This window comes from Synechococcus sp. WC10meta, from assembly GCF_047461475.1.
Window position 1 is genome coordinate 1 of sequence record NZ_JANSHF010000017.1, and the last position, 26,367, is coordinate 26,367.

General features: G+C 59.2%; 18 protein-coding genes and 1 tRNA gene. 4 read left to right on the forward strand and 15 right to left on the reverse strand.

Going from position 1 to position 26,367, the window contains the following annotated elements:
• Nucleotides 1–734: ATP-dependent metallopeptidase FtsH/Yme1/Tma family protein (locus NW804_RS08645; protein WP_414423335.1), on the reverse strand; the 734-nt coding region annotated here is incomplete at its 3' end.
• Nucleotides 735–904: 170 nt separating this feature from the next.
• On the opposite strand from NW804_RS08645, the gene NW804_RS08650 reads away from it, so the two are divergent.
• A complete protein-coding gene (locus NW804_RS08650; protein WP_414396686.1) occupies nucleotides 905–1,378 on the forward strand; it encodes a phycobilisome protein in 474 nt (157 codons plus the stop codon).
• On the opposite strand, the gene NW804_RS08655 is transcribed toward NW804_RS08650, so the two are convergent.
• From NW804_RS08655 to NW804_RS08700, 10 genes are all read right to left on the reverse strand, one after another.
• Nucleotides 1,375–1,626, reverse strand: a complete 252-nt coding sequence (locus tag NW804_RS08655) for a ferredoxin-thioredoxin reductase variable chain (protein WP_414396683.1) — start codon at nucleotides 1,624–1,626, stop codon at nucleotides 1,375–1,377. The two genes, NW804_RS08650 and NW804_RS08655, sit on opposite strands and share 4 nt — an antisense overlap.
• Nucleotides 1,627–2,074: 448 nt before the next feature.
• Complete coding sequence (cbiT, locus tag NW804_RS08660) at nucleotides 2,075–2,683, reverse strand: precorrin-6Y C5,15-methyltransferase subunit CbiT (RefSeq protein WP_414405802.1); 609 nt, start codon at nucleotides 2,681–2,683, stop codon at nucleotides 2,075–2,077.
• Between the two features lie 109 nt (nucleotides 2,684–2,792).
• A tRNA-Thr gene (locus tag NW804_RS08665) sits at nucleotides 2,793–2,865 on the reverse strand.
• A gap of 60 nt (nucleotides 2,866–2,925) precedes the next feature.
• The gene (gene lnt, locus NW804_RS08670; RefSeq protein WP_414423336.1) at nucleotides 2,926–4,536 is read right to left on the reverse strand and encodes an apolipoprotein N-acyltransferase; all 1,611 of its coding nucleotides are present in this window, start codon (nucleotides 4,534–4,536) and stop codon (nucleotides 2,926–2,928) included.
• A gap of 88 nt (nucleotides 4,537–4,624) precedes the next feature.
• The gene (locus tag NW804_RS08675; RefSeq protein ID WP_414423337.1) at nucleotides 4,625–5,263 is read right to left on the reverse strand and encodes a DUF305 domain-containing protein; all 639 of its coding nucleotides are present in this window, start codon (nucleotides 5,261–5,263) and stop codon (nucleotides 4,625–4,627) included.
• A gap of 91 nt (nucleotides 5,264–5,354) precedes the next feature.
• Entirely contained in the window at nucleotides 5,355–10,136 is a 4,782-nt protein-coding gene (locus NW804_RS08680) for a response regulator (protein ID WP_414423338.1), read from the reverse strand.
• Nucleotides 10,137–10,281: 145 nt separating this feature from the next.
• Nucleotides 10,282–12,594: a methyl-accepting chemotaxis protein gene (locus NW804_RS08685; RefSeq protein WP_414423339.1), complete on the reverse strand. Its 2,313-nt coding sequence runs from the start codon at nucleotides 12,592–12,594 to the stop codon at nucleotides 10,282–10,284.
• 342 nt (nucleotides 12,595–12,936) lie between these two features.
• Nucleotides 12,937–13,455, reverse strand: coding sequence for a CheW domain-containing protein (locus NW804_RS08690; protein WP_414423340.1), 519 nt, complete (start codon nucleotides 13,453–13,455; stop codon nucleotides 12,937–12,939).
• A 64-nt stretch (nucleotides 13,456–13,519) separates the two neighbouring features.
• A complete protein-coding gene (locus NW804_RS08695; RefSeq protein ID WP_414410687.1) occupies nucleotides 13,520–13,885 on the reverse strand; it encodes a response regulator transcription factor in 366 nt (121 codons plus the stop codon).
• Between the two features lie 296 nt (nucleotides 13,886–14,181).
• The gene (locus NW804_RS08700) at nucleotides 14,182–15,321 is read right to left on the reverse strand and encodes a response regulator (RefSeq protein ID WP_414423341.1); all 1,140 of its coding nucleotides are present in this window, start codon (nucleotides 15,319–15,321) and stop codon (nucleotides 14,182–14,184) included.
• A 172-nt stretch (nucleotides 15,322–15,493) separates the two neighbouring features.
• Here NW804_RS08700 and NW804_RS08705 point away from each other — a divergent pair, with 172 nt between their 5' ends.
• Nucleotides 15,494–15,787: a YggT family protein gene (locus NW804_RS08705; protein WP_414396663.1), complete on the forward strand. Its 294-nt coding sequence runs from the start codon at nucleotides 15,494–15,496 to the stop codon at nucleotides 15,785–15,787.
• Here the strand turns inward: NW804_RS08705 and NW804_RS08710 are convergent.
• A complete protein-coding gene (locus NW804_RS08710; protein ID WP_414410685.1) occupies nucleotides 15,784–16,896 on the reverse strand; it encodes an electron transfer flavoprotein subunit alpha/FixB family protein in 1,113 nt (370 codons plus the stop codon). The genes NW804_RS08705 and NW804_RS08710 overlap by 4 nt on opposite strands.
• Before the next feature lie 29 nt (nucleotides 16,897–16,925).
• Nucleotides 16,926–17,750, reverse strand: coding sequence for an electron transfer flavoprotein subunit beta/FixA family protein (locus NW804_RS08715; RefSeq protein WP_414410684.1), 825 nt, complete (start codon nucleotides 17,748–17,750; stop codon nucleotides 16,926–16,928).
• A 553-nt stretch (nucleotides 17,751–18,303) separates the two neighbouring features.
• Between NW804_RS08715 and argS the strand changes: the two genes are divergently transcribed.
• On the forward strand, nucleotides 18,304–20,100 hold the full coding sequence (argS, locus tag NW804_RS08720) for an arginine--tRNA ligase (protein ID WP_414420137.1): 1,797 nt from the start codon (nucleotides 18,304–18,306) through the stop codon (nucleotides 20,098–20,100).
• An 83-nt stretch (nucleotides 20,101–20,183) separates the two neighbouring features.
• Here the strand turns inward: argS and psaB are convergent, their stop codons facing one another.
• Together psaB and psaA are read right to left on the reverse strand one after the other, a co-directional pair.
• On the reverse strand, nucleotides 20,184–22,418 hold the full coding sequence (gene psaB / locus NW804_RS08725) for a photosystem I core protein PsaB (RefSeq protein ID WP_414405791.1): 2,235 nt from the start codon (nucleotides 22,416–22,418) through the stop codon (nucleotides 20,184–20,186).
• 21 nt (nucleotides 22,419–22,439) lie between these two features.
• Nucleotides 22,440–24,707 (reverse strand): photosystem I core protein PsaA, encoded by a 2,268-nt coding sequence (gene psaA / locus NW804_RS08730; RefSeq protein WP_414405790.1) that lies wholly within the window; start codon nucleotides 24,705–24,707, stop codon nucleotides 22,440–22,442.
• 394 nt (nucleotides 24,708–25,101) lie between these two features.
• On the opposite strand from psaA, the gene NW804_RS08735 reads away from it, so the two are divergent.
• Nucleotides 25,102–26,367: a metallophosphoesterase family protein gene (locus NW804_RS08735; RefSeq protein ID WP_414423342.1), complete on the forward strand. Its 1,266-nt coding sequence runs from the start codon at nucleotides 25,102–25,104 to the stop codon at nucleotides 26,365–26,367.

The window sequence follows — 26,367 nt, forward strand, 5'->3', positions numbered from 1 at the left end:
AAAAAAAAATTGGGGGGGGGGGGGGGGGGGGGGGGGGGGGGGGGGGGGGGGGGGGGGGAGATGTGTATAAGAGACAGGGCCAAGAGAGTTTTGCCGGTGCCTGGAGGGCCGACCAGCAACACCCCTCGCGGGATCCTTGCCCCGAGAGCGTTGTAGCGCTCAGGGTTTTTCAAAAAGTCTACCACCTCCGCCAGCTCCAGCTTGGCCTGGTCTACACCTGCCACATCGTTGAAGGTAACTTGGGTTTTGGGCTCCATCTGCACCCGCGCCCTCGACTTGCCGAAGTTAAGCGCTTGACTGCCAGGGCCATTCTGGGCTCGCCGTAGCAGGAAAAACAGACCCAGCAGCAGCAAAACAGGTAGAAGGAAGGTGCTAAAGATGCGCCCCAGCAAACCCTCATCCTGAACAGGGCGCACTGCTAGTTCTACTCCTTTGGCAAGCAAGGTGTTCTCAAAGTCGGGAGTGAGGGGGGGCAGATTGACCTGCACTCGAGTGGCGCGGCTGTTGATCTCCGCGTCGGCAATGGCAATTTGGCGGCCATCAGGGGTAACCTCAACCAAAACCTTGCTGACCTCGCCCCGCTCTACGCGGCTCATGAGATCCGAGTAGCTGATCTCCAGGCGCTCAGCCGGGCGGGTGCCGAAGAAGGTTGTGGCCAGCGAGATCAAGACGATGGCCAGCAAGGCATACAAGCCGGCACTCCTCCATTTTTTGTTTTTACTTTTCTGACTCACGGAAGTGTTTCCTCCCAAAGGGTGCTTTCTATTCGATGGTGCCTGGGCCCACCGGCAGACTATTAACTAATATTAACCTAGCTGAGAAGCCAGCGGAAATCAAATGGCACACCTTCTGCCGCTAGGCTTAAAAGCAAGCGAATGCCCTCCTGTATTCCTCTGGTATCCCGATGCTGACCCAACTGCGCCAATTGAGCCTGGCCGCCGACGGACGCTATCTCCGAGATGAGGAGATGCAGTTCATGGAGGCCTACCTAGCTTCTTTTGAGTTGCGGCTAAGCGCCTACCGCAAAATTCAAGCGGCGGAAGCCCAGATTGTCGGCGAGGTGGAGGCCAAGCTGCGCGCCTTGGATCCCTACTTGCTCATGCGGGGGATAGAGGACTTCAGCAACAAGTGGAAGGCAGACACAGTGCGGGTTTTGCGTCTTTCTGCTTTGGCCATGCTTTTGGACGATGAGCAGCGCTACAAGGAGCGGTTCCTCTACTGGTTTCAGACCTTGATGCGGGCCTTTCGCACGCAGCGCAGTTGCGAGGCCACCTACCGCCTTCTGCAGGAGGTGATTGCCAAGTACCTTACCCCGGCGGAGTTTGCCTTAATCCAGCCAATTCTGGAAACCAACCGCACCCTGCTAGGTCTCTCCTAGGCAGGAGTTTCCGGCAAGGGGGCCGCCTCGATCAGCTCCAGTTCCTCCGCCTGCAGATGGGCGCGGAACTTGTTACCAAACTGCACCTGAAAGGGAAAGTTGGCGCTGACAGGGCGGCCATTCCAGTCCCGGATGACAGCTATTACTTCTCCCTCCATGCCCTTGAGGTCAAACGGTTGATTGCGATGTTCCGGGTGGTGATAGACAATCACGCTGGCGCGCACCCGTACTCGATCTCCAACTTTCATCCTTTGCTCTCCCGGAGGGGCAATTGTTCTGGAAATACTCTACCTCGATCCCTAACAAAGGCTGCAGAGTGTAGAGAAATGTGTATGGCGCAGCAGTTGCCTTCCTTGGGCTCGCAGTGGGGGATTGGCAGCTGCTAGGGTTTCGGGAAGAGCGGGGTAAAGCGAGGAGGCATCGCTAGCCCAAGCTGGCTTTTCCTTCGGCTGGCTTGGCCTAAATCACTTCCTGTCGGCAGCGATTGCCAATGCCCCAGTCCCCATAGCATTCAAGTCGCTGCAGGTCGAGTCAACAGCTGCTCCAGCCTTACTGCCTGCAACTCTGGAAAGGGGACGTGAAATCTCTCCATTGCCCTCTGCAGCTGGAGAAAATTGGAGTCCTGGTGGTTCGGTTTGGTTGATTCACATTGCTTTAGAAAAAGCTTTGCAAGCAGCGGAGAAGAAACCTCTCAAGCTATTTAGAGCTTTTCTCTCCGCTTAACACAAAAGTAGGATCCAAAGCCAGCAACAGTTGGGTGCGGCCTCGCGACTCCAGACGGTTTACTGCTGCCTGGATAACTTCAACCTGGTGGGCTCCTACCGCAGCCAGGCCGGCGGAGAGGCCGTAGAGATCTTCTAGCGAATTGGTGGTGGCCACGACTCGGCCGTTGGGTTTGAGATAGTGCCAAGCAGCCTCTAGGATCTGGCGGAGGGGATGGCCCCCTTCAATGCAGAGGCGGTCGGGGGGCGGAGAAAGCTGATGCAGACACTCGGGAGCAGTGCCCTGGATAACTTGCACGTTGCTGAGGCCAAATTTCTGGCAGTTACTCTCAATCAAGCTGACCACCTCAGCATCACGCTCGATGGCAATCACGCAAGCGCGGGGGCAGAGAATGGCCGCCTCGATGGCAATGGTGCCAGTGCCAGCGCCGATATCCCATAGGCAGTGGTCTTCTCCCAAGCGTAACTGGCTCAGCACTAGCACCCGCACCTCGCGGGGGCTCATAGGGATCCCCGGGATCCGCTCAAAGGCAGAGTCTGGAATGCCAGGGGTGCGGTAGGGCCAAGGAAAAGGGGTTGTCATTGCCAAAAACTGCGGCCGGGAAGGTAAGGAGACAGCTTGATCACCTAGCCAACCTTAGGGGGCAGCCCCTCCCGCCCCACAGCCCTTGTAAAGCTAAGGCAGGTTTTGAAGCTGATGATCGGACTCGAACCGATGACCTGCTCATTACGAGTGAGCTGCTCTACCACCTGAGCTACATCAGCAAGGAGGGCTCGGATTCCATTTAAGCGGAGCTAGGCACCGCCTGCCGCAAAGCCCTAACCCTACCTGAGAATTTTAGCGTATCCTGGCTTGGCTCGGGATCCCCAGGCCTTCAATCCCAGAGAAAGGCCTAAGGTCAACCAGGCCAGCCAGTCGCCTGTGCGCGTGTAGAAGGTTAGCTGGGATTGCCGCCTCACCTCCCCAGTAACCACTCCGCGCTGAAAAATCGGGCCCACGCGTTGTATTCGACCGGAGGGATCCACCACCAAGTTGCCGCCGGTGTTGTTGACAAAAACCACGCTGCGCCGGTTTTCAACCGCCCGAAAGACCGAAAGCCGGCCGTGGAGCATGGGCCAGTGGCTGTTGCCAAACCAGCTGCTGTCGGAGATCACGATCAACGACTCCGCTCCCGCACGAGTTAGAGCTCGGCTGGGGGCAGGCAAGACGCTCTCCAGGCAGATCATCACCCCCAAAGGCCCAAACAGCTCTCCTCCTGCTAGCGGCCGATAGCCATCGGGAGAGGGCACGTAGCGGCCCGACTCGAAGTAGGGGAAGATCCACTGCTTGCCAAACCAATCCTGCACCTGGCCCTGGGCGTTGAAGAGGAGGGCTGTGTTGAAAAACCGCTGCTCCTCCTCTGGCAGATGTACCGTTCGGGGATCGGGCTCCGTTGCCCCGGTAATCAAGGCCCCTTCAGGGGGAAGGATGGCTCGCATGGGCTCGATCACATAGGGTTGTAGCGGGGTGTTCAGCAGGCGGGCCCGCAGCGCTCCTTCTGGCCAGATCACCAACTGCGCCCCCTCGGCCACCGCTTGGGCCGAAAGCTGGTGCAGCTCGCGGTAGCGCTGGCTGCGGTAGTCCCAACTGCGATCGGCTTCTAGCCAGGCCACCTGCTGCACCGTCCCCACGCGAAAGCTGGGATTCCCTCCTTTTGCCGCCAGGACATCGAAATAGGCTAGCCGCACGCTCCCGTAGGCCAAGACTGGCCCTGCTAGAGCCAGGCCGCAGGCCAAGATCCGCCAGAAATCCGGGTTTCTGCGCCCTGCACTCAGCACCCCCCGCAAGGAAAGCTGGGGAAGCTGGATGGCCAACTGCCAGAGCACGCCGTTGACGAAGACCGCAAAAAAGGTCACCCCCCAGATCCCCGCTAGATCAGCCACTTGGATCCCCAGCGGCCAATCGAACAGCAGGGATCCCCAGTGGAAGGGAATCGGCCAGCGGAGCAGGCCCAGCAGCCCATCTAGCCCTGTCCAGACCGTGGCCACCCCTAGGGGACGGGCCCAGGGGGGAAGCGGCTGGCTCAACTGCAAACTTAAAACGGTGGCCGTTGTGAAAAACAGAGGAATCAGGGGGGCCACCACCACTCCCCCCAAGACTTCCCAGGCGCTGAGCACTTGAAGGGAGAAGGGATCCACCCAGAAGGCGTACAGGCACACGCAAAACCACAGGCCATAGGCCAAACGCCACCGCCTCCACCCCTGTTGCTGTTCGCAGAGGTAAAACAGGGGTGCTAGGCCCAGTAGTGCCCCTGGGAACCAGTGCAACCAGCGGTTGGGGGATCCCAAGCACAGCAGCAAAACAGCTAGCCCTGCCAGCCAGCGGGATCTCCGGTCTTGGCGAACCGGTGGAAGCAAATCGGGGTGTTGAGGGAGGGAGGGCAGCTCTAGGGCCATGGGCAATACGGGGAAATCCTTTGGGTGCTGCGGGCAGCCGTAAGAGCCGGCCTTGCTCGCATCCCCTCATCTTTCTATCCCAGCAGCCCTACCGCGGATACCACCGCTTTTGCCAGGCCCGCATTTGCTCAATCTCCGCCTGCTGGGTAGTGACAATGGCTGTTGCCAGTTGCCGAATCTCGGGACGCTTGGATTTTTCCAGAGCCTCTCTAGCCATGACCAGGGCTCCTTCGTGGTGCTGGATCATGGCTTGCAGGAAGCGCAGGTCAAACTCAGGGTCAGCGGATCCCAGGTTGGTATCCATGCGCATGGCAGCAGCCATCTCCGGAGTCATGGCCATCTGGTGGCCCATCTCTTCATGCCACATGACGGGATCCCGGGGAGCTTGCGGGTACCAGCTCAGCCGCCAGCCTTGCATCTGCTTGATTTCTTGGCTCTGGGCAGCCATGATATCCTTGGCTAACTGACGAATTTCCCGCCGCCGGGATTTTTGCAGGGCCTCCGCGGCCATGCTCACCGCTCCTTCGTGGTGGAGGATCATCGCATCCAGAAACCGCAGGTCGAAGGATTCGTCAGCAGGGCCTAGGCTTATCTGATGAGCTCTATGGATCGAGAGCTCCCCCTTCCCCTTGCTCTCATGAGCAGTTGCCTCCAGCTCCCTGCCAGCCCAGGAAGCCCCCAGGACAAACCCACCAGCCAGGATGAGAGCCCAGACCGTCAGGCGCATCGCCACTTCCCTCCGAGGACAACAGGCCAATATCCTACACCTTCCAATCTCCTCTGGAGTCAAGCCCTTTGGCGATCCTGGCGTCGCCCCTTCAGGAAGGGGGGGCAGGCTTCAACAACTGCTCCCCTTGCAGCATGCGGGCAGCAGCGCTGAGCAGCTCCTCCTCCAGGTAAGGCTTGGTGAAGTAGGCAGTGGCCCCCAGCTCCCGGGCTGTTTGCCGGTGTCGTTCTGCCCCTCGCGAGGTGAGCATAGCTACCGGAATATGCTTGAGGTTGCTGTCTGCCCGTATGCGGGAGAGCAACTCTAGGCCGTCCATGCGCGGCATCTCGATGTCGCAGAAGACGAGATCGCAGCGCAAGCCGCCGCGGAGCTTTTCCCAGGCATCCTGGCCATCGCGGGCCTGCTCCACCCGGTAGCCCACCTTTTGGAAGGACATGGAGAGCAGCTCTCGCACGGTAATCGAGTCGTCCACAATGAGCACCGTGGTTTGATGGGTCTCCTCGGCCCTTGGCTCCTCAGCGCGACGCTCTGCCCAGAGGCGGCTGAGATCGCGACGGCGGCCTTGAGCCATATCCACCAGCTCGAGGACGTCAGCAATCGGCAGCACCCGCCCGTTCCCCAACACCGTTACCCCAGAGATTCCCGGCGGCTTAGGCACAGGGCCGCGCAGTTGCTTGATCACGATCTCCTGCTCTTCCACAAAGCTGTCCACCTGCAGAGCAAGGTACTGGCCCGCACTTTGGAGGACAACGATGGGAATGATACCCTCATCCTGGGTGACGGTATAAACCTCAGAGCGGCTGCGGCTGTGGCTGCGGCTGTAGGACAACAAGCTGGAGAGGGGCTGGAAGGGAAGACGCTGATCCCGCCAGGGAATGGTGGGCCGTCCCTGCTCATCAGGCTGCACGGCGTCGACGGGAACATCCAGCATCTCCTCCACGCCGTCGAGGGGGAAGGCAATCAGGGCCTTGTCGCTGACACACACCATCGCCTTGGAAATGCTCAGAGTGAGCGGCAGGCAGATGGTGAAGGTGGTGCCCCTGCCGCGCACAGAATCCACCTGAATGCTGCCGCGCAGTGCAGTGATGTTGCGCCGCACCACATCCAAGCCAACCCCTCGCCCAGCCAGATCGTCTACCTCGCTAGCCTCGCGGCTGCTGAAGCCGGGGTGGAAGAGAACCCCAAATACCTCGTCTTCGGTTGCTTCCTCTGACAGCAGCCCCAACCTTTGCGCCTTGGCCTTGACCTTCTCCACCGGGATCCCCGCCCCGTCGTCGGAGACGACAATGATGGCTTGGTTGCCCTGGTAGAAAGCCTTGACGGTAATCTTGCCCTCAGGGGGCTTGCCCAAGCGGCGCCGCTCTTCCGGCGGCTCGATCCCGTGCACCAGGGCGTTGTTCACCAGGTGGGTTAGCGGGTCGGAGAGCTCTTCCAGAATGGCCTTGTCGATAAGGGTGTCCCGGCCTTCCACCACCAGGCTGGCCTGCTTACCGGTTTTGAGGGAGAGGTCGCGAACAGCTCGGGGCAAGCGGTCGGCAATTTGCGCAAAAGGCACCATGCGCGCTCGGTTCAGGCCCTCTTGCAGTTGGGCAGTGACCTGCCGGAACTGGCGGGCAATCTGCTCCGCCTCATTCACCGCAAACTCAATATCGGAGGAAGACTCACGCACCCGCACAATGAGCTCGATAATCTCCTGGGCCAGGGCGTGGAAGGCCGTAAACTGGTCCATCTCCAGCTTGTCAAACTCCTGGCCTGTGGAGTGACCTACTCTGGCGCGGCTGGATCCCTCGCCGTTGCGACTGGAGCCCACTGCTGCCGTGCTCCTGCGGCCAGAAAACAGCGCTGCTTCCAGCAGGGAGCGGTCGTACTGATCCCGCATGCGCTGGCCCAGCTCCCCAAGCTGCTGGACACGGCTCAATAGGCCATCGAGAAATTGGCGCAGACGAGTTTGGTTTTGCTCTATGCTATTGCGAATGACAACCAGCTCTCCCACCAAGTTGTTGATGAAGTCCAGGTGACGCACCTCCACCCGCATTACAGAGCTACCTAGGGCAGCCCGCCGGCCGGCCGGTGTTGCTGGCGTAGCGGGTACTGCTGGGGTGGCTGCTGGAGCAGTAACAGCAGGGGGAGGAGGCGCAGCAGAAGCCTGGGGAGCGACCTCGAGGTCGCCTAGGAGCAATTCCAGTTGGGCTGCGAAGTCGCTGGCGGCTTCTGCAGGGGGAGCAGTAGCCTCTTCCAGCTTAGGAGTCACTGCTGGTTCAGCAGCATCAAAGAGAGCAGCCAGATCGTCCAGGCTGGGGCTCGAGGAGCCTTCTAAAGCTTCTTCTGCCGGGGGCTTCATCTTGCCCTCAGCCATAGTTGCGCCCGGGGCAGCCAAGGACTCATCCTCGGCAAACAGGCTTTCCAGTTGCCTGGCCAGGTCTTCCTCTGCTGACTGCAGAGCCCTACCCTCCTCTGCTACCTCTGGCGGAACTTCTGCAGCTAAGTTGCTTGCTGGCGAGGCTTCTAGGTCACCCAGGGAGGCTCCTTCCTGCGTGTCTGCCGCTGCGGCAAAGAACCGGCTCAGCTCCTCCAGATCGATCTGGCTGTCGCCATCAGTATCCACAGCCGATGAAGGTTCGCCAGCCCCCCTGCCCAGCTCTTCGGCCTCGGCCTCCTCGGCAAACAACGCCTCGAGACGGTTGAGAGAATCCTCCGAGAAGGAGGCAGCAGCTGCTGCAGAAGGCTCCTCTTCTGGGGCTGGGAACATCTGCTCCAGGAGCGCCCACTCCTCCTGGTTTTCTGGGGCCTCCACCGTCTCACTAGCCAAGAGCTCAGCCAGGCTCAGCTCAGCCGTGAAGCCCTGGGCTGCCGCAACCTCTGGCTCCTCGAGGCCTTCGGACTGCTCAGCTGCTTCCGACCAGGCCAGCTCTGCCGCCCCAAGAAGATCCTCTAGGCTCTCCTCGGCAGGGGATCCCTCCTCGCCCTCTGCCCAAGGCTCCACCTTGGGAGTCGACTCCAAGTCAGGCAAGGGAGAACTCTCAACGGCTAGCTCCTCCAGCTCAAACGGGGCCTCCACTCCGCCACTTGCAGCCGCAAAGTCGAGGCTCGCTGTAGGCCTTTCCGCAGGTGCTTGGGCCGTCAACTCCTCTTCGGTGACGTTCCAGAGAGCTTGACCTGTGTCCTCAGCCTCTGTCCGCTCAGCAGAGCCAGCCTCCGCTGTGGCTTCGCCCACCACTTCCGCAAACAGCGCTGCCAGATCCGCTTCCGCTCTCCTCTCTTCTGGGATGAGCTCCTCGAACGCTGCTGAGGAGAGTTCAGAGGCAGGAGGGATCAGCTCTGGTGGAAGTTCTTCGATATCGGATAGCTGTTCCGCGTTGGCAAACAGCTCCTCAAAGGCCAAGGAGACTTCTTCCTCCAAACTCAAGGGAGTGGCGTCGAAGTCACCTCCACCCACGGCCCAGTCGGCTCGTGGCGCCCCCTCCTCCTGAAGCCAGTTCATCTCTGCGGAGCCAGCAAGGCCTTCCTGGGTAAGGTCGGCGGCCGCTTGCCCGTCTTCCTCTATCCCCTTCTCGGCAGGCATCTCCGGCCGGCCTAGCTCTGGGTGTTCTGTTTCTTGGCTTTCGGCTTCTAGGGCTTCCTCTAACCCAGATTCTCGGCTTAGAGCCGGAGCAGAGAGGACAGCCTCGGGTTCGGCAGAGGACAGTTCTGACTCAGCCTCCTCAGCAACTGTCGGCACGCGGCGGAAGGCCAACAACTCTGCAGAGGGCTGGATGCTCTGGGCTGCTCCGCTAGCCAGAGCCTGGTGGGCCTGCTTAAGATCTCGCAACACTGGCAGAGCCACCTGCCGTAAATCTTGGGCAGGATCTGCCAAAATCTCCCCAACCAGGCGCGCTAGGGCTGTCCAGCCGCCCAGATCCACACCCTCGGCTTGCCCCACCTCCTGCAGGGATTGGGCGATGCTCTGCAAGGCGGGCCGCGTAGCGGGGTCGTCGGGCCGTTTGAACAGCTCCAGCATCTGGCGCAGTAGGGCCGGGATCCGCTGCTGGATCACCACGTCCAAGGGATTAGAGGGTGCAGCCGGCGCTGCCGGGCGGGCCAGCTGCTGCAATTCTGCCGAGGCACTCACCTCCTCAGCCCTGCCTGCCAAGATCAACTGCTGCCCTTGCTTGAAGTCCCGCAGGGCAATCAACGCCAGCGTTCGCAGATCGGCATTGGGGTTGCCCAGCGCTTGCTCGAAAGTTTCTGTGAGCTGTTGCCAACCTTTCAAGTGATGAGTTTGCCCGATTTGCTTGAGGACGGCATTTGCCTCCCGCAACTGCTCGCGCACGCCCGGCTGATCCCCTTGCTTGAACAGCTCCAACATCTGCCGCAACTGCTGCGGCACCACTTCCACCATCTCCTGCTGAAGGCTGCGAGCTGCCGACGGCGGGGCAACAGCCGGAGCGGGAATGGAGGGGGGGCCTTCGCCCAGAAGACTGCGAATGTGCTTTTCGGCCTCCTGAAAAACTGGCTCCAATCCTGCCAAAGTGGAAGCGCTGAACTCCTGGGTGAGGCCTTGGGGGCTCTGCAGCTCGTCCAAGAGCGCCGTCAGACCATCAAAGACCTGCAGCAGCAGTGTTTCCAGGTGCTGATCCACTGGCACCTCGCCCGGACGAGAGCGAAAGATGTTAAAGAAGTCTTCTAGGCGGTGGGCTGTTCGCTGAATGCTGGTAAGGCCCAGCATGGCTGCTCCCCCCTTGATGGAGTGAGCAGCTCGGAATAGCTCATTGATTTGCTCAGGGTCGCCGACCGTGTCCCGCAAGCTGAGGAGCCCTTGCTCGATAGTGGCCAAGTGGTCGCGGGCCTCTTCGATGAAATAGTTGAGAATCCGCTTTTGTGCTTCTTCATTCATGGCAGGAGGCTCCTCCTACGGCCCACAGTTTTAGTAGTAACAAATTGGACACAGGAAAACTTGCCTCTGCGCTGATTGGCAGGGGGCTCCCAAGGAGACTCGGGATCCTTACTCCCTAGAGTGCCCGCGAGCCAGGCAAATTTGCTCATTCATCTCCCACTCGGAAGCGACCCACGGAAGCTTGAAGCTCACGGGCAATGCCCACCAACTGCTGCAGCGAAGCAGCCACTTTCTGCGCCTCTTCGGATGTCTCGTTGGCTGTCAGCGCCACTGATTGCATGAGGTGGGCCACAGCGCGAGAGGTCTCTGTTTGTTGTACGGTAGCCTGAGAAATGGCCCGCACCAACCTATCAATCTGGTGGCTGACCTCGATGATCTCGTCCAGACTGTTTTTGGCCTGCTCAGCCCGCCTTGTTCCCTCGATCACCACCTGGGTTCCCTCTTCCATGGCTGTCATGACGTTGCTGGTCTCCGACTGGATCTGCAGCACAATCTGCTCGATCTCTTTCGAAGCTTTGGCGGCTCGGTCAGCCAGTTGTCGCACCTCATCGGCCACAATGGCAAAGCCCCGCCCCGCCTCGCCGGCCCGCGCGGCCTCGATACTGGCGTTGAGGGCAAGCAGGTTGGTGCGCGAGGCAATTTGTGAGATCAAAGCCACAATCTTGGAGATCTCCTGGGAGGATTCTGCCAAGCGTTTCACCTTGCGGGTCGCCTCTGCTGCCACTTCCCGAATCTCCAGGATGCTGGCCACCGTGCGATCCACGGCTTCTCCGCCTCGGGCAGCTGCTTCTGTAGCCTGGGCAGCGACATTGGCTGCCTCGCGAGCATTGCCAGCCACCTCCTGAATGGAGTCTGTCATCTCCTGAATGGAGTTGAGGGAGTTGGAAATCTCCTCCGCCTGGCGCAGGGCGTCGGCAGAAAGGTTGCGGGCAAAGTCCTCGCTCTGTAAAGCTGCATCGTTCACAGCGGCTGCGGCCCGCTTCACTTGAATCACGATGTCCCGCAGGCTTCTAATGGTCAGGTTGAAAGAGTCAGCAACAGCTCCGAGCACGTCAGCGGTAACCTCCGCCCGCACCGTCAAGTCCCCGCGGGCTGCCCCCTCCACATCGTCCAGGAGGCGGATCACTTGGCGTTGCAAGTCTTCCTTAGCCTGCCCCTGTTCAGCAGCCCGCTGGCTGAGGTCAGCAAAATGGGCCTCCAGGGCAGCAGCCATCCGGTTGAAGCTGTCGGCCAAGCGCCCCAGCTCGTCATCTCCTCTCGCCTCTGCCCGCACGGAATAATTCCCCTGGGCCAGGGCGGCAAAGTGTCCGGCCAGCTCTTGGGTAGTGGCGCGAAGGCGCTGGGCATGGCGGGAGGCAAGGACAGCCCCAACTCCTGTGCCAATGACCCCCCCGCCAACTACGCCGGCCAGCAGGCGGGCTCCACCGTTGGCTGGGATCCCTAGGCCAATGGCCAAGCCGGCAGCCAAACTGACCACCCCTTGCATCAGCGCCAGGGTCAGCTGATTGGCTGTCAGTCGGCTAGGCAGTTCCCCTCTAGGTATGCTGGGGAGAGGAACGGAGAGAGTAGGCAAGCTTTGTAGCGTTCTGGCCGTTTCTCCTGTCTTGCCCTCATCGGCGCCGAGGGCCGCCGGCTCGCTCCTGCCTGTGCCGGCCAGTTCGCGATCCAAGCTGTCCAACTCGTCAGGCTCAAAGAGCACCGTAGAGCCAGCGCTGGCTGTATCTTCGTCGGGGGCAGGGATCGGCTCGCTCATGGGGGCGGCCAATTCCGTTGGCAAGCTCCCCTCTAGGGATCCCCCTTCCTCAAAAGTGGGTAGAGAAAAGCCTATCTCCTCGGGAAAATCGGCACCGCTAGCCAATTGAGTAACAGCATCGCTTTCCAGATCTTGCGGCTGTTGCTCAAACTCGTTGAGGAAGGCAAAGTCGTCCTCGAGCATCGGCTCTGCCTGAGGTTGCTTCACACCCCCTCCCGTTGTTCGAGGAGTCGTGGGCAGGGGCTGAGAGGAGCCCAACGGGGCTGCTGGCTCCACTGAGAGTCTCGTCTCGAAAGGTTCGGCAAATTCTCCAAAGCTGTTGCTCTCCGCAGCAAGGGGATCGGCCCCAGCTTCTCTCCTCTCCTCAAACGCAAACTGGGAAAAAGGATCCGACTCCTCCAGTTGAGCAGCAAACCCCTCCCGAGGCTGAAGATCGTCCTCCTGCGGTAAAGGGGGAGCCTCTGCTAGCTCTGGCGCCACCTGCAACAGCTCCTCCAGGCCCCTACGGGCTGCTTCCAGATCCTCAGGATCGCTGGCTGTTTTGAGGATGGTATCGTAGGTATGGCGGGCTTCCCGCAGTTGCCCTGCTTGCTTCTGGGCCGAAGCCAGCAACAGCTTGACCGCCGTATCCTGAGGTTGAGCAGCGGCCACCTGGCTGAATAGACGCACTGCCTCAGCGTAGTCTCCCCGCCAAAAGGCAACCATTCCCTCAGTGAAGTCTCTCTGATTGTTTGCGCTGGAAACCATGGCTCCTCCCTTCCCTGCTTGGCTACCTCTGGGACTGCTTTAGCCTCAATGCACAGAACTCACCCCACACCAACCCCTCAAAGTCGCTAGGTCGCCATAAAGCTGTAGTAATATGCTCATGGACTGCTTTTCCCCTCCAACCCTGAAGCTTTGGGTGCAAGAGCTAGTGCAACACATCCCCAGCAAGCTTGGGGCAAATCTCTTGGGAACAGGCTCCAAGCTGTTCCCCCTGTCTAGGGAGCAATCTCGATAAGAACTATACATCCTCCTTTTCCTGGCGAACTTATAGGGGGCTCCTCATCAGCCCCAACGATTAGATTTCAGGATGGCCGACGGATCCAGGAACGGCAAGTGAGCCCCTGTCTCTGGCACCACCCATTCTCCGCGCAAGAAGGGAGCTAGCGACTCAGGAGCCTTCTGAACAGGTTGCAGCGATTCCGTCTTGAGCCACTCCATGCCCCCAATGGAGTCCACAGCCAATCCCATCAGCAAATCCTGTTGATCCATCACAGCCACCACAGGCAGCTCGGCACGCTCAAGATTGAGGGGGGGACTGATCCCCAAGAATTGCCCCAGGTCTGCAACCCAGATCACTTCACCCCGCAAGTTGAGTGTGCCCAGCAAAACCGGTACCACATTGGGCATGGGGGTAATCTTCTCAGGGCCAATGCTCATCACTTCCACAATTGATACTGCCGGCAATGCAAATTCTTCGCCGGTAGCAACCTTGAATTTCAGGAATAGCTCACCTTCAGGAGCCTCAATTTCTCTCAATTCTTGGGTTTCGTCCCCCATCAATAAGTCCAGATCCCCCACCATGATGCTCCCCCCTGTGGATGATCCTGTGGAGAGGTGGCCACCGCTCCCTTGCTCAGGAAGCGGGCTAGCCCCTTAGTAATCGCTTAATCGTACCCACCAGTTCCTGCGGCTGAAAAGGCTTGACGACATAGGCATCTGCTCCCTGGCGCAGCCCCCAGTAGCGGTCAGCTTCTTCACCCTTGGAAGAGCACATGACAATTGGAGTGTTCTGAGTAAGCGGGTCAGCTTTGAGAAGACGGCACACCTCGTAGCCGTTCATGCGGGGCATGACGATGTCCAGCACAATCAGGTCGGGTTTGTTCTGCTTTACCGCCTCTACAGCTTCCACTCCATCTTCCACGGTCATGACCTCGAAGCCGTTTTCCTGCAGCAGCTTACTGATCATCTCCCGCTGGGATTGGCTATCTTCTACCACCAAAATGCGACTCATTTTTGGCCGGTCTCCTTGATCTCTTAACCATTAACCTAATTGGTGGAGCAAAGACTCCGCAAACATGTCGGGTGCTTTCATTTCCTTTCACCGGAGCACTTCGTAGCCGTTCCTGCGTGGCCTCCAGGTAGGTAACTTGTTGTCCACTATCACTTTGACCATCGCTTGCACCCCCCAGCCGTTGGCCTGCTGCGACTGAAGCCTATTGCTCAGCTCTGGGGCTGTGGGCCAGCCGTGCTACCCCTATTGTTTCGATGCGGCATTCCTCCGTCCAGTATTCCCTCTCCCGTTTGATTCTATTCGCCGCCCTGTTTGGGAGGTGGGCCCACGTAGGATTCGACGACGGTCAACAACTCCTTCTCAGAAAAGGGCTTGCTCAGAAACTCGTTGGCCCCCGCCATGCGGGCTTTAATTCGGTCAGAAAAACCATCCTTGCCGGTGAGCATCACGATGGGGGTTTCATGGAACTGGCTGGATTTGCGCAACATGGCGCATAGCTCATACCCATCCAGCTTGGGCATGGCCACATCGCAGAGAATCATGTCGGGGTTGAGGAGAAACACCTGTCCCAGAGCTTTGAGGGGATTGCCAATGGTAGTAACCTGGTAGCCCTCGTTTTGCAGGATGAACTCCACGGTTTTTTGGATGGCCATGGAATCGTCGATGCAGAGGATGTGAGCAGGCTTGTCGCTAGGTTTGAGGGGTCTACTAGGCTTGGGACCAGCAAGGGGGACAGGCTCGGACAGGTGGATTGCCCCCTGCTGCACATAGGGATAGAAGGCTTTGGCCACTAGCAGGATGTCTCGGCCCAGGTAGCGGGCCATCTGGCGAATGCTGGTTTTGCCGTCTGACCACTCACTCAGAGCTTTGAAGACGGCGGCTGGCAGGGTTTGCTGGAGGGGCAGGGGGTTGACGATGGTGGGGGCTTGGTTGGGAGTCTGGATGTAGGGATGCAGCTTCTTCCACTCCTGCACTTGGGTCACCATCTCAGCGAGCAGGGAAGTGACCGGGAAGGTGGTCAGTTGGGGGGCCAGAGGAGGGCCGGCCTCGAAAATAAAGGAGCCGTGGTGAAGGCTGAGCAGATCAAAGAGGACTTCCCGCACCATGCCCAGCAGGATTTGCTTACCTTGGCTGGGGTTGAGCTTGTGGTTTTCCAGCAAAGACCAGAGGCGGCTGTACTCGGGGATATTCACCGCTGCTTTGGGTGGCATTTGAATTTCGTCTAAGGCAGCTTCGAGCTGGAAGCGGCGCAGGTAGTCCCTGAGACGAGCAACGTTGCCTTCGCCTTCAGAGGCATAGATGATCCGCCCATTGAGGAAGAAGATAAACCAGTAGAGGGAAGAGTTTGCCTCCACGAAAAGTTCGCCGGTGCGCTGGCCCAACTCGATCAGCTGGAGAATGCTGCGGATATCGATCTCTTGGAGTCTTCCCTGCATGGGATCCCTCCCTGCAGTCAGTAAGATACGACCATTATGGCGCTAGTCTCTAACGGCTGCCTGTAGGACTATCTTGGAAATGGAGTTAAAGTTTTAAGAAGCTGAGTCTAAGGTTAGAGCCGAGCGCCTACATCCCCGTTGGGCTCCGAATCCCCTAGTTCCTGCAAGACGTATGCTGCCGATATTCGCTGCCTGGGTGCTAGGTCCGCTGTTGGCAACCTACACCGTGCTGTTTGTGCTGCGCATTTTCCTGTCCTGGTATCCGCAACTGGATACTTCCCGCCTTCCCTACTCCCTGGTGGTCGGCCTAACCGAGTTTCTGTTGCGCCCGACACGCCGCCTGATCCCGCCTCTAGGGGGTGTGGACATGGCGCCTGTGGTTTGGGTGGGCCTAGTAACCCTGTTGCGGGAGCTGTTGCTGGGGCAGCAGGGTCTGCTAACGATGGCCCTACACCCGTCTTTCTAGGGCCTTTGTAGAAGAGGGAGCCGCTGCTGGAAGGGTTGTTGGACATTGGCTCCTTCTCGCCTCTCCTCCTGAGCCTGTTTCAGGTGCCGAATTAGCTCTGGCACCACCTGGTAGAGATCCCCCACAATGCCGTAGTGGGCAAATTTGAAGATGGGGGCGGAGCTGTCCTTGTTGATGGCGATGATGAGCTGGGACTTGTCCATGCCAACTCGGTGCTGGATGGCTCCCGAGATGCCACAGGCAATGTAGAGCTGGGGACGGACAGTTTTCCCCGTTTGGCCTACCTGATGGGCATAGGGGATCCAGCCGGCATCGACAGCCTTGCGAGAAGAGCCAACGGCGCTGTTGGGGAAACAGGCGGCTAGCTCCCTCATCAGCTCAAAGCCTTCCGCGCATCCCAGGCCGTAGCCGCCTGCAACGATGACTTTGGCGCGGCTGAGATCCACTGCCTGAGAGAGGTTGCGCACCGTTTCCACAATGTGCAACTTTAGATCCTCCGGCTTCAGGTTAACCGGCACCGGGATCACCTCCCCCTGGCGGGATCCGTCCCATGGCAGGGGCAGCATCACCCCAGGGCGCACCGTGGCCATTTGCGGATTCTTCCAAGGTCCAAGAATGCGGGCTTTGAGCGATTCGCCAAAGCTGGGCCGAATGGCGTACAGGCAGGCGGGGAAGAAGCCAGCCTTGCTGGGATCTCTGCTGTTGGTGTACTCAAAGGGGCCGATGTCCAGCTCGGTGCAATCGGCGGTCAAGCCCGTTTCCAGGTGGGCTGCCAAGCGGGGGGCCAAGTCGCGGCCAGTGGTGGTGGCCCCAAACAGCAGGATGTGGGGCGGCTGAGGCCAGCTTTTGATGAGATCCACGATGACGCGGCGGTAAGGCAGAGTGCGGTATTGAGCCAGCTCTGGGTGATCGGCAATGAAGACTTGATCCGCCCCGTGGCCGATGAGAAGGGAGGGCAAGTGGGCGATGTTGTGCCCAAGGACCAAGGCACTCAGGATCCCTCCTAGCTTGTCCGCTAGCCGTCGCCCTGCTCCTAACAACTCCAGAGCGATGGGCTGTAGCTCCCCGTCTACTTGCTCGGCAAAGACCACTACCCGCTTGCTATCCATAAGTTGGGACTCCTCTTGGGGTGGGGAAGCTAGAAGGTCAGGGTGTAGCGGAACAAGTCAACGGCTTGGGTGAGTTGTTGCACCAGTTGGGGCAGCGGCTGCCCCTGAAAAACTTGACACCGGCCGCCCATCTCCCCAACTTTTTCGGTAGCGGCCACAATGGTCGGGGATCCCTTGAGGCCACAGCGATCTGGATCGGCCCCTATGTCGTCTAGGCTAAGAATCTGGATGACCTCAGCCCGTGCTGCCTCGTCCCGCATGAGCCGCTGCACCCGCTGCATGCCGCGCAGGGTAGGGTAGGCCAAGCGTCGCGCTGTGTTGGCCACTGTAACCAGAACCGGCAAGGGCACCCTTACTGTCTGGGATCCTCCTTCGATAGCCCGCCGCGCCACCAAGATCCCCTCTTGGATCTCGAAGGCCTCGCAATAGGTAACCTGAGGGATCCCCAGCCGCTCCGCCAACTGGGGCCCCACTTGGGCTGTATCGCCGTCGGTGGTCTGGAGCCCGCAGAAGAGGATATCCGGCTGGCCCGCATAGCGAACTGTCTGGGCCAAGGTGTAGGCAGTGGCCAAGGTATCGGAAGCAGCGAGGCGGCGATCGGTTATCAGAATGCCCCGATCCACGCCGTGGGCAATGGCCTCGTAAAGTACCTCGATGGCTGGCGGTGGCCCCATGGTGATTGCCGTCACCCTGGCCCCGTGCTGGCGTTTGGTTTGGAGAGCCGCTTCCAGGGCATAGCGATCAAAGGGGTTTAACATCCGCTTGGCCTTGGCCCGGTCGATGGTGCCATCGCTGTTGACGCCCGTTTTGCTGTTAGGATCGGGCACTTGCTTAATCAAAACAAAGGTCTCCAAGGGCCCTTGTCCCCTACTGATCTCCTCTAAGGTAGAAGGGATTTCCTGTCTCACGAAACTTATTCAGCTTTTTTTTGGGATCACTACCAGCTTTAGTCAGCCGTTACTTGTTGTTACCGTTTATCTGTTGCTAGCAGCCTTTTGGCGAGCCCAATCGGCAAGCTTACTAGACCTTGCCAAGCCGATGGAGTTAGCCTGCTTAATTTCACTGGAAGACAAAGTTTCTTGTCTACAGGTAAAGTGCCGGTGGTTACAGTCAGCATTAAGTAGCAACAGACTTCACGCCGTAACTTTGGCGGTGGCTGAGGTGAAGGCCCCTGAACGCCTCTTGCGCAGCGCGGGGCAACCAAAACTAGGTGGTAGCCGCAACTGCTTCGTGGCAAGGCAGACTGCTCTCGTCCGTTGGAAATTGCCATCCTCGAGACACTAGGATTTTGGTCTTCACCCCATAGAACCAGGCCGGCTGGAGCAGAGAGGAGGCAGTTGTGTCAAAATCAAGAGACACGCTGCTGCCTAGTTGAGCTTTCGCAGAGTTGTCTTGGTACCCTCAACCATGGTCACTCAGTCTCTATCTACCTCCCTGATTCGCTTTCTCACCGCTGCCGTAGCTGAAAGCATTCAACAGGCAGCCGCAGCAGGGCAACTGGGGTCCTTGACTCCCGAGCAGGCAGCCGGCGTGGTGCCAGTTGTTCAGATCCCCAGCGATCCTCGCTATGGCGATTACGCCTGTCCCACTCCCTTGGGAATGGCCAAGCTCTGCCGCCTAGCGCCGGCTCAGATTGCTCAAACCCTGCAAAAACACCTGGATTTGCCGGATATTGAAACTGAGGTGGCAGGGGGAGGGTACCTCAACTTTCGGCTTGGGGATCCCTTTTTGGCCAGGCGACTGCAAGAGTTGTTGAGGTTGGGGGACGACTTTGGCAAAACAGCTACCCCCCATCCTGAGCGCATTTTGCTGGAATATGTTTCCGCCAACCCGACAGGTCCGCTGCACGTAGGGCATGGCCGCTGGGCGGCGGTTGGCTCCACCCTGGCTAACCTGCTGCGCTGGACAGGCCACCAAGTGGAGCGGGAGTTCTACATTAACGATGCCGGCAATCAGATGCGGCTCTTAGGTCAGTCTCTAGAGGTGCGGGTGCGGCAACTCCAGGGCGAAGAAGTGGCTCTGCCAGAGGACGGCTATCACGGCAGTTACTTGATCGATATTGCTCGGCGGCTGCTGGAGCAAGTGCAGGCTGGGATCCGCCCTCTGCCAGCCAGCCTAGAGGAATACATAGAGTTTGCTTATGAGGAAATCCTGGCCTGGCAAAAGCAGACCCTACAGCAGTTGCGCACCGAGTTCGATCACTGGTTTAGCGAGCGCTGCTTGCATACGCCAGATCCCCAGACGGGCCTGAGCGCTATCCAGCAGGCTTTGCAAGAGCTGCAAGAGCGCGGTTTTCTCTATAGGGCTAGAGCGCCGCGAGGCGAGGATCCCAAGCTAGGGGCCGAGGAGGCCGTTTACTTCAAAACCCAAGAATTTGGCGACGACAAGGATCGGGTGGTGCAGAAGGCTGATGGCTCGTTTACCTACCTAGCGGCTGATATCGCTTACCACCGCGACAAAGTCCGGCGGGGCTACCAGCGGCTGATCAACATCCTTGGCTCGGATCACCATGGCTATATTGGTCGCCTGAGGGCAGCGGTGGCGGCCTTCAACCCAGAGGTGAAGCTGGAAATCCTGATTGGCCAATTTGTCAAGTTGTTTAAAGCTGACCCGGAAACTGGAGAGAAGGTCGAAGTGCGCATGTCCAAGCGCACTGGCAATTTTGTTTCGCTAAACGATCTCATCGAAGATCCAGAAATTGGCGTGGGGGTCGACGCAGCGCGCTGGTTTTTGCTCAGCAGCAGCATGGACAGTCCCATCAACTTTGATTTGGATTTAGCTGTCAAGCAAACTTTCGATAACCCAGTGGTCTATGTCCACTACAGCCACGCCCGCTGCTGTACCCTGTTGCGGCGGTTACAGGAGGAAGAAAAAGTGAAACTAACTGACGAAGTTGCCCTGACGGAGCAACGAAGACTGCCCTACAGAGAACCCGAAGAGCGAGCCTTGCTGTTGCGCCTGTTGGCTCTGCCGGATGAGCTGATTGCCGCTGCCGAGGAGCGCGCCCCGCATAAAATCATCCGCTATGCAGAAGCCGTTGCTGCCGATTTCAACAAGTTTTACGACAACTGCCGCATTTTACCTCTCTTGAAAGAGGATCCCCTCTTGGCACAAGCCCGCATTCAACTAGTGCAAGCTACGCGGCAGGTCTTGTTTAACGTGCTCACTGGCATCCTTGGCCTAAGTGCCCCCGAGTCCATGTAAAGCTTGACCGAGTTCCTATCCAAGGTTCAAGCAGCAAAAAAGGGATCCCGCCTAGGGATCCCTGAGTTGCTCTAGCTAGGCAGTTAGCCCGACAAGGAAGCCGTCGAGGCGATGAGGAAGGCCGCGTAGGTCAGCACGTACCCCACTGTGAAGTGGGCTAGACCCACCAAGCGCCCTTGCACAATCGACAGGGCCACTGGCTTATCCTTCCAGCGGATCAAGTTAGCCAAGGGAGTGCGCTCATGCGCCCACACCAAGGTCTCGATCAGCTCTTGCCAGTAGCCGCGCCAGGAGATGAGGAACATGAACCCCGTGGCCCACACCAAGTGGCCGAACAGGAACATCCAGGCCCAAACCGACAGGTTGTTCATCCCGTAGGGGTTGTAGCCGTTGATCAACTGAGCGGAGTTGGCCCAGAGGTAGTCCCGCAGCCAGCCCATGAGGTAGGTGGAGTTCTCGTTGAACTGGGCGGTGTTGCCGCTCCAGATCCCCAGGTGCTTCCAGTGCCAGTAGAAGGTGACCCAGCCAATGGTGTTCAGCATCCAGAACATGGCCAGGTAGAAAGCATCCCAGGCCGAGATGTCGCAGGTGCCGCCCCGGCCCGGCCCGTCGCAGGGGAAGCTGTAGCCGAAGTCTTTCTTGTCCGGCATCAGCTTAGAGCCGCGGGCATCCAGCGCCCCCTTGACCAGGATCAACGTGGTGGTGTGCAGGCCTAGGGCAATGGCGTGGTGCACTAGGAAGTCCCCAGGGCCAATGGGCAGGAAGAGGAACCCATTGGGGTCGTTAATGGCTTGCAGCCAGCCTGGCAGCCACACGTTGCCGTGGTTGGGCCAAGCAGTGGAGGCAATGCTGTTGGGATCCGACAACAGCACGTTCATGCCATAGAGCATCTTGCCGTGGGAGGCCTGGATGAACTGGGCAAACACCGGCTCGATCAGGATTTGCTTCTCCGGCGTGCCAAAGGCCTGCATGACGTCGTTGTGGACGTACAGCCCCAGCGTGTGGAAGCCCAGGAATAGCGACACCCAGCTCAGGTGGGAGATGATCGCCTCCTTGTGATCCAGCACCCGCGCCAGCACGTTGTTCTTGTTGGCCTCGGGATCGTAGTCCCGCACCAGGAAGATGGCTCCGTGAGCAAAAGCTCCTACCATCAAGAAGCCAGCAATGTACTGGTGATGGGTGTAGAGAGCCGCCTCCGTGGTGTGATCCATGGACATGAACACGTAGGGGTTGAGGGCGTACATATGCTGGGCCACCAGCGAGGTCACCACCCCCAAGCAGGCCAGAGCCAGTGCCAATTGGAAGTGCAGGGAGTTGTTGACCGTGTCGTAGAGGCCCTTGTGCCCTTCGCCCAGTAGGCCCCCAAAGGGAGTGTTCTTGGGTGGGTTATGGGCGCCCAGGATCTCGCGGATGCTGTGGCCGATGCCCCAGTTGGTTCGATACATGTGCCCAGCCACGATGAAGATCACCGCAATGGCCAGGTGGTGGTGGGCCATGTCCGTCAGCCACAGAGACTGGGTGTTGGGGTTGAAGCCGCCCAAGAAGGTAAGGATGGCCGTGCCCGCCCCTTCTGCCGTGCCCCAGACGTGGTTGGCCGTGTCCGGGTTCTGGGCGTACACCCCCCAGTTGAGGGTGAAGAACGGCTTCAGGCCCGCTGGGTGTGGCAGGGTGGTGAGGAAGTTGTCCCAACCTACGTGCTGACCGCGGGACTCGGGGATGGCCACATGGATCAGGTGGCCCGCCCAAGCCAAGGAGCTGACGCCAAACAGGCCGGCCAGGTGGTGGTTGAGACGGGCTTCGGCGTTCTTAAACCAGCTCAGGCTGGGGCGGAAGCGAGGCTGCAGGTGCAGCCAGCCAGCAAACAGGAACACCGCTGCTAGTAGCAGTAGGCCAATGGCGCCGGCGTAGAGATCGCCGTTGGTGCGTAGGCCAATGGTGTTGAACCAGTAATAGAGGCCAGAGTAGGCCGCATTCACAGGGCCACCGCCACCAGGTTGGGTGAAGGCCTCCACTGCCGCCTTGCCAAAGTGGGGATCCCAAATGGCGTGGGCAATAGGCGTGACGCCGGTGGGGTTGGCCACCCATTGCTCATAGTTGCCCTGCCAGGCGATGTGGAAGACGTTGCCAGAGGCCCACAGGAAGATGATCGCCAGATGGCCGAAGTGAGTGGCAAACAGCTTTTGGTAGAGCCGCTCCTCTGTCATGCCATCGTGGGTCTCAAAGTCGTGGGCGGTGGCAATGCCATACCACAGACGTCGAGTAGTGGGATCGCTAGCCAGGTCTTGGCTGAATTGGGGAAAACGAGTTGCAGTGGTCATGATTGTCTCTTCCTCCTTGCCTTAGCCGAGTGCGGCAAACCGTGCCAGGAAGAACGCCCAAGTGGTCACGATTCCGCCCAGCAGGTAGTGGGCCACACCGACCGCCCGCCCCTGGATGATGCTGAGGGCGCGAGGTTGAATGGCCGGAGCAACTTTCAGTTTGTTATGGGCCCAGACGATGGACTCGATCAGCTCCTGCCAGTAGCCACGGCCGCTGAACAGGAACATTAAGCTGAAGGCCCAGACGAAGTGGGCGCCCAAGAAGAGCAGTCCATAGGCCGACAGCGCCGAGCCATAGGAGTTGATCACCTGCACCGATTGGGCCCACAGGAAGTCCCGCAACCAGCCGTTGATGTTGATAGCGCTGGCCGCAAAGTTGCCTCCGGTGATGTGCTCAATCGTGCCGTCCGGGTTGACGGTGCCCCAGATGTCGCTCTGCATCTTCCAACTGAAGTGGAAGATCACGATCGAGATGCAGTTGTACATCCAGAACAGCCCTAGGAACACGTGATCCCAAGCGGAGACTTGGCAAGTGCCGCCACGGCCTGGGCCATCGCAGGGGAAGCGGAAGCCCAGCTTGGCCTTATCGGGGATCAGGCGAGAAGAGCGGGCAAACAGCACCCCCTTGAGCAGGATCAATACCGTGATGTGAATGGTCATGGCGTGAATGTGGTGGACCATGAAGTCCGCCGTGCCCAGCACCATTGGCATCATGGACACCTTGCCACCCACAGCCACCACATCACCCCCGAAGATGGGGCTTACCGAAGCGCCCACATAGGGAGCAGTGCTAGCGATGGCCTTGGTGTGCAGCGATTGAATCCACTGGGCAAAAATGGGCTGCAGCTGGATGCCTGTATCCGAGAACATGTCCTGCGGACGGCCCAGGGCCTGCATCGTGTCGTTGTGAACGTAGAAGCCGAAGGCGTGGAAGCCTAGGAACAGGCACACCCAGTTCAGGTGGCTGATGATGGCGTCGCGGTGGCGGATCACCCGATCCAAGACATTGTTGCGGTTCACCGCCGGGTCATAATCGCGAACCATGTAGATGGCCCCGTGGGCAGCGCCGCCAACGATAAACAGGCCCCCTATCCACATGTGGTGGGTAAATAAGGAGATCTGGGTGGCGTAGTCAATGCCCATGTAGGGATAGGGGTTCATGGCGTACATGTGCTGGGCCACGATGATGCTCAGGGATCCCACCATGGCCAGGTTGATGGCCAGTTGGGCGTGCCAAGAGGTGGTTAGCACTTCGTACAGACCCTTGTGGCCCTCGCCCGTGTAGGGGCCCTTGTGGGCTTCCAGGATCTCCTTAATGGAGTGGCCAATGCCCCAGTTGGTGCGGTACATGTGGCCAGCCACGATAAAGAGCACGGCGATGGCCAGGTGGTGGTGGGCCTGATCCGTCAGCCAGAGGGCGCCCGTTTGCGGATCCAGACCACCCTTGAAGGTGAGGAACTCCGCGTACTTGCCCCAGTCCAAGGTAAAGAAAGGCACCACCCCGCTGAAGAAGCCCCAATCCACGCTGGGGAACATCTCCTTCATCAGGGCCGGCTTGAGGATGAATTCATGGGGCAGAGGGATCTGGGCCGCCGGCACGCCGGCATCCAACATCTTGTTGATGGGAATGGCCACGTGGATTTGGTGACCAGCCCAGGCCAGCGCACCTAGCCCCAGCAGGCCCGCCAGGTGGTGGTTGAGCATCGACTCTACGTTTTGGAACCACTCCAGCTTGGGAGCCCGCTTGTGGTAGTGGAACCAGCCAGCAAACAGGCAGAGGGCGGCCATCACCAAGCCGCCAATGGCCGTTACCAGGAGCTGAAACTCATTGGTGATGCCGGCAGCCCGCCAGAGGTGAAAGAGGCCCGACGTGATGCGGATCCCTTCAAAGCCGCCGCCCACATCACCGTTGAGGATCTCCTGGCCAAAAATGGGCCAGACTACCTGGGCGCTGGGCTTGACATTGATGGGATCAGCCAGCCAAGCGGAGTAGTTGGAAAACTGAGCGCCGTGGTAGTACATGCCGCTCAGCCAAACGAAGACCACCGCCAGGTGGCCGAAGTGCGCCGAAAAGATCTTGCGAGAGATGTCTTCTAAGTCGCTGGTGTGACTGTCGAAGTCATGGGCAAGAGCATGCAGGTTCCAGATCCAGGTCGTGGTCTTGGGCCCCCGCGCCAGGCTGCGATCGAAGTGCCCTGGCTTGGCCCATTTCTCAAATGAGGTGGGAACTGGATCGATATCAACCGAAACCTTGACTTTTGGCTCTCGCTCCTTAGGTGTAGTTGTCATCAAGAACTCCTCTCTTGCGACTAGGAACGAAGCACCCCCGCCCTAGCAAAACTGGGGATTCCCCCCTGGGCGGGGCTTACCTGGCATTATAGGTCAGCCTCTGTAAACCCCCTGTCGCTTCACAATAATTAAACTCAGGAGCCAGGCATCCCCTCCCACCTGAGGGATTACGGCAGGCTGGGGATCTCTCCTTTGCATAGTTGTGTAACGGACTTTCAGCTTGCAGAAAGAGCTGGCCGGGATGGATCACTCGTTTCAGTGGCTAGCCTAAATGATCGGTCTGGCAGCAGAAGGGCAGTGCCTACCCCAGCGGCGTGAAGCCGAAAATTGCGGGGCAGGGATCCCTCAAGATCCGTTTGCTAAACTGTGAGCAATTTGCTGACAAGCTCTGGCGATGGCCACTTCTACCTGCACCTTTTTGCATTTGGCCGATGTACATCTGGGCTGCGACCGCTACGACAGTCCAGAACGGAGCAAAGACTTTTTCTTGGCCTTTCGGGATGTGGTGCGCCGCCATGCCATTCAGAAGCGGGTAGACTTTGTCCTCATTGCTGGCGACCTGTTTGAGCATCGACAAATTCAGCCGGGGGTTCTCAACCAAGCCCAGCTTGTCTTGCGGGAGCTGAAGCAGGCAGGGATCCCGGTTTTGGCCATCGAGGGCAACCACGACAGTCGCCCCTATGGTGTCAAGACCAGTTGGCTGCGCTACTTGGCCGATCACGGAGAGCTCATTTTGCTGGAGCCAGAGGAAGGGGAACAGGGCCTGGAGCTGCACCCCTGGTCAGACGGGCGGGGTAGCTACTTAGATCTCCCCTGTGGGGTGCGGGTCATCGGCTCCCAGTGGTACGGGTCAGCGGCTCCCAAGTCCATTGAGCAGTTGGCGGCAGCTATTCGGCAGTTGCCTCCTGGCCCCGAGCGGGTGGTGTTGATGTTCCACCACGGACTGGAAGGGCAAATTGCCCGCTACCAGGGCGCCTTGCGCTACCGGGATCTCCTGCCTCTACGGGAGGTGGGGGTGGGCTATCTAGCCTTGGGACATATCCACAAAAGCTATGCAGAAGAAGGCTGGATCTTCAATCCAGGATCGCTGGAGGCCACCAGTACTGCTGAATGGGACCTTCCGCGAGGGGCTTATCGCGTCTGCTGGGGAGAGGGACCGCCCCAGGCAGAGCTGGTGCAGGATTACTACCAAAGACCCTGTCAGCGACTCTACCTCGAGGCTAAGGGTCGAGAAACGCCTGCCGAAATTGCTGCAGCAGCCCTTGCCATGGCCAAGGAAGTTGGGCCGCCAGGCGACGGGCCAGAGCCGCTGGTAGAGTTGCGGCTGGTAGGCCAGGTGGGCTTTGCCAAGCACGAGCTGGATAGCCGAGCTCTGCAACGGCAAATTCAGCAGCTTACTGGTGCCCTGGTTGTCCTGTTTCGTTTCGAGGCCAATTCTCTTGAGATTGGCTCGGCCGCTCTTTCCCTTGAAGAAGAGCAAAGGCTCCAAGTTGAAGAGAAAATCTATAGGGATCTGCTGAGCAGTCATGCCCACTACCGGAAGCGCAGCAAGGAGCTGGCGCAGCTGCTTTTGGATCTCAAAGAAAGAGTCTTGGAGGGACAAAGCGAGGTAGAGATATACACCCGCCTGAGCGGAGCTTTTGTAGGAGAAGAAGACTGA

What these genes read in the sequence shown, in the direction of transcription:
- NW804_RS08650 (WP_414396686.1), top strand. Translation starts at nt 905, where the DNA reads ATGCTGACCCAACTGCGCCAATTGAGCCTGGCCGCCGACGGACGCTAT.
- NW804_RS08655 (WP_414396683.1), bottom strand. Translation starts at nt 1,626, where the DNA reads ATGAAAGTTGGAGATCGAGTACGGGTGCGCGCCAGCGTGATTGTCTAT.
- cbiT (WP_414405802.1), bottom strand. Translation starts at nt 2,683, where the DNA reads ATGACAACCCCTTTTCCTTGGCCCTACCGCACCCCTGGCATTCCAGAC.
- lnt (WP_414423336.1), bottom strand. Translation starts at nt 4,536, where the DNA reads ATGGCCCTAGAGCTGCCCTCCCTCCCTCAACACCCCGATTTGCTTCCA.
- NW804_RS08675 (WP_414423337.1), bottom strand. Translation starts at nt 5,263, where the DNA reads ATGCGCCTGACGGTCTGGGCTCTCATCCTGGCTGGTGGGTTTGTCCTG.
- NW804_RS08680 (WP_414423338.1), bottom strand. Translation starts at nt 10,136, where the DNA reads ATGAATGAAGAAGCACAAAAGCGGATTCTCAACTATTTCATCGAAGAG.
- NW804_RS08685 (WP_414423339.1), bottom strand. Translation starts at nt 12,594, where the DNA reads ATGGTTGCCTTTTGGCGGGGAGACTACGCTGAGGCAGTGCGTCTATTC.
- NW804_RS08690 (WP_414423340.1), bottom strand. Translation starts at nt 13,455, where the DNA reads ATGGTGGGGGATCTGGACTTATTGATGGGGGACGAAACCCAAGAATTG.
- NW804_RS08695 (WP_414410687.1), bottom strand. Translation starts at nt 13,885, where the DNA reads ATGAGTCGCATTTTGGTGGTAGAAGATAGCCAATCCCAGCGGGAGATG.
- NW804_RS08700 (WP_414423341.1), bottom strand. Translation starts at nt 15,321, where the DNA reads ATGCAGGGAAGACTCCAAGAGATCGATATCCGCAGCATTCTCCAGCTG.
- NW804_RS08705 (WP_414396663.1), top strand. Translation starts at nt 15,494, where the DNA reads ATGCTGCCGATATTCGCTGCCTGGGTGCTAGGTCCGCTGTTGGCAACC.
- NW804_RS08710 (WP_414410685.1), bottom strand. Translation starts at nt 16,896, where the DNA reads ATGGATAGCAAGCGGGTAGTGGTCTTTGCCGAGCAAGTAGACGGGGAG.
- argS (WP_414420137.1), top strand. Translation starts at nt 18,304, where the DNA reads ATGGTCACTCAGTCTCTATCTACCTCCCTGATTCGCTTTCTCACCGCT.
- psaB (WP_414405791.1), bottom strand. Translation starts at nt 22,418, where the DNA reads ATGACCACTGCAACTCGTTTTCCCCAATTCAGCCAAGACCTGGCTAGC.
- psaA (WP_414405790.1), bottom strand. Translation starts at nt 24,707, where the DNA reads ATGACAACTACACCTAAGGAGCGAGAGCCAAAAGTCAAGGTTTCGGTT.
- NW804_RS08735 (WP_414423342.1), top strand. Translation starts at nt 25,102, where the DNA reads ATGGCCACTTCTACCTGCACCTTTTTGCATTTGGCCGATGTACATCTG.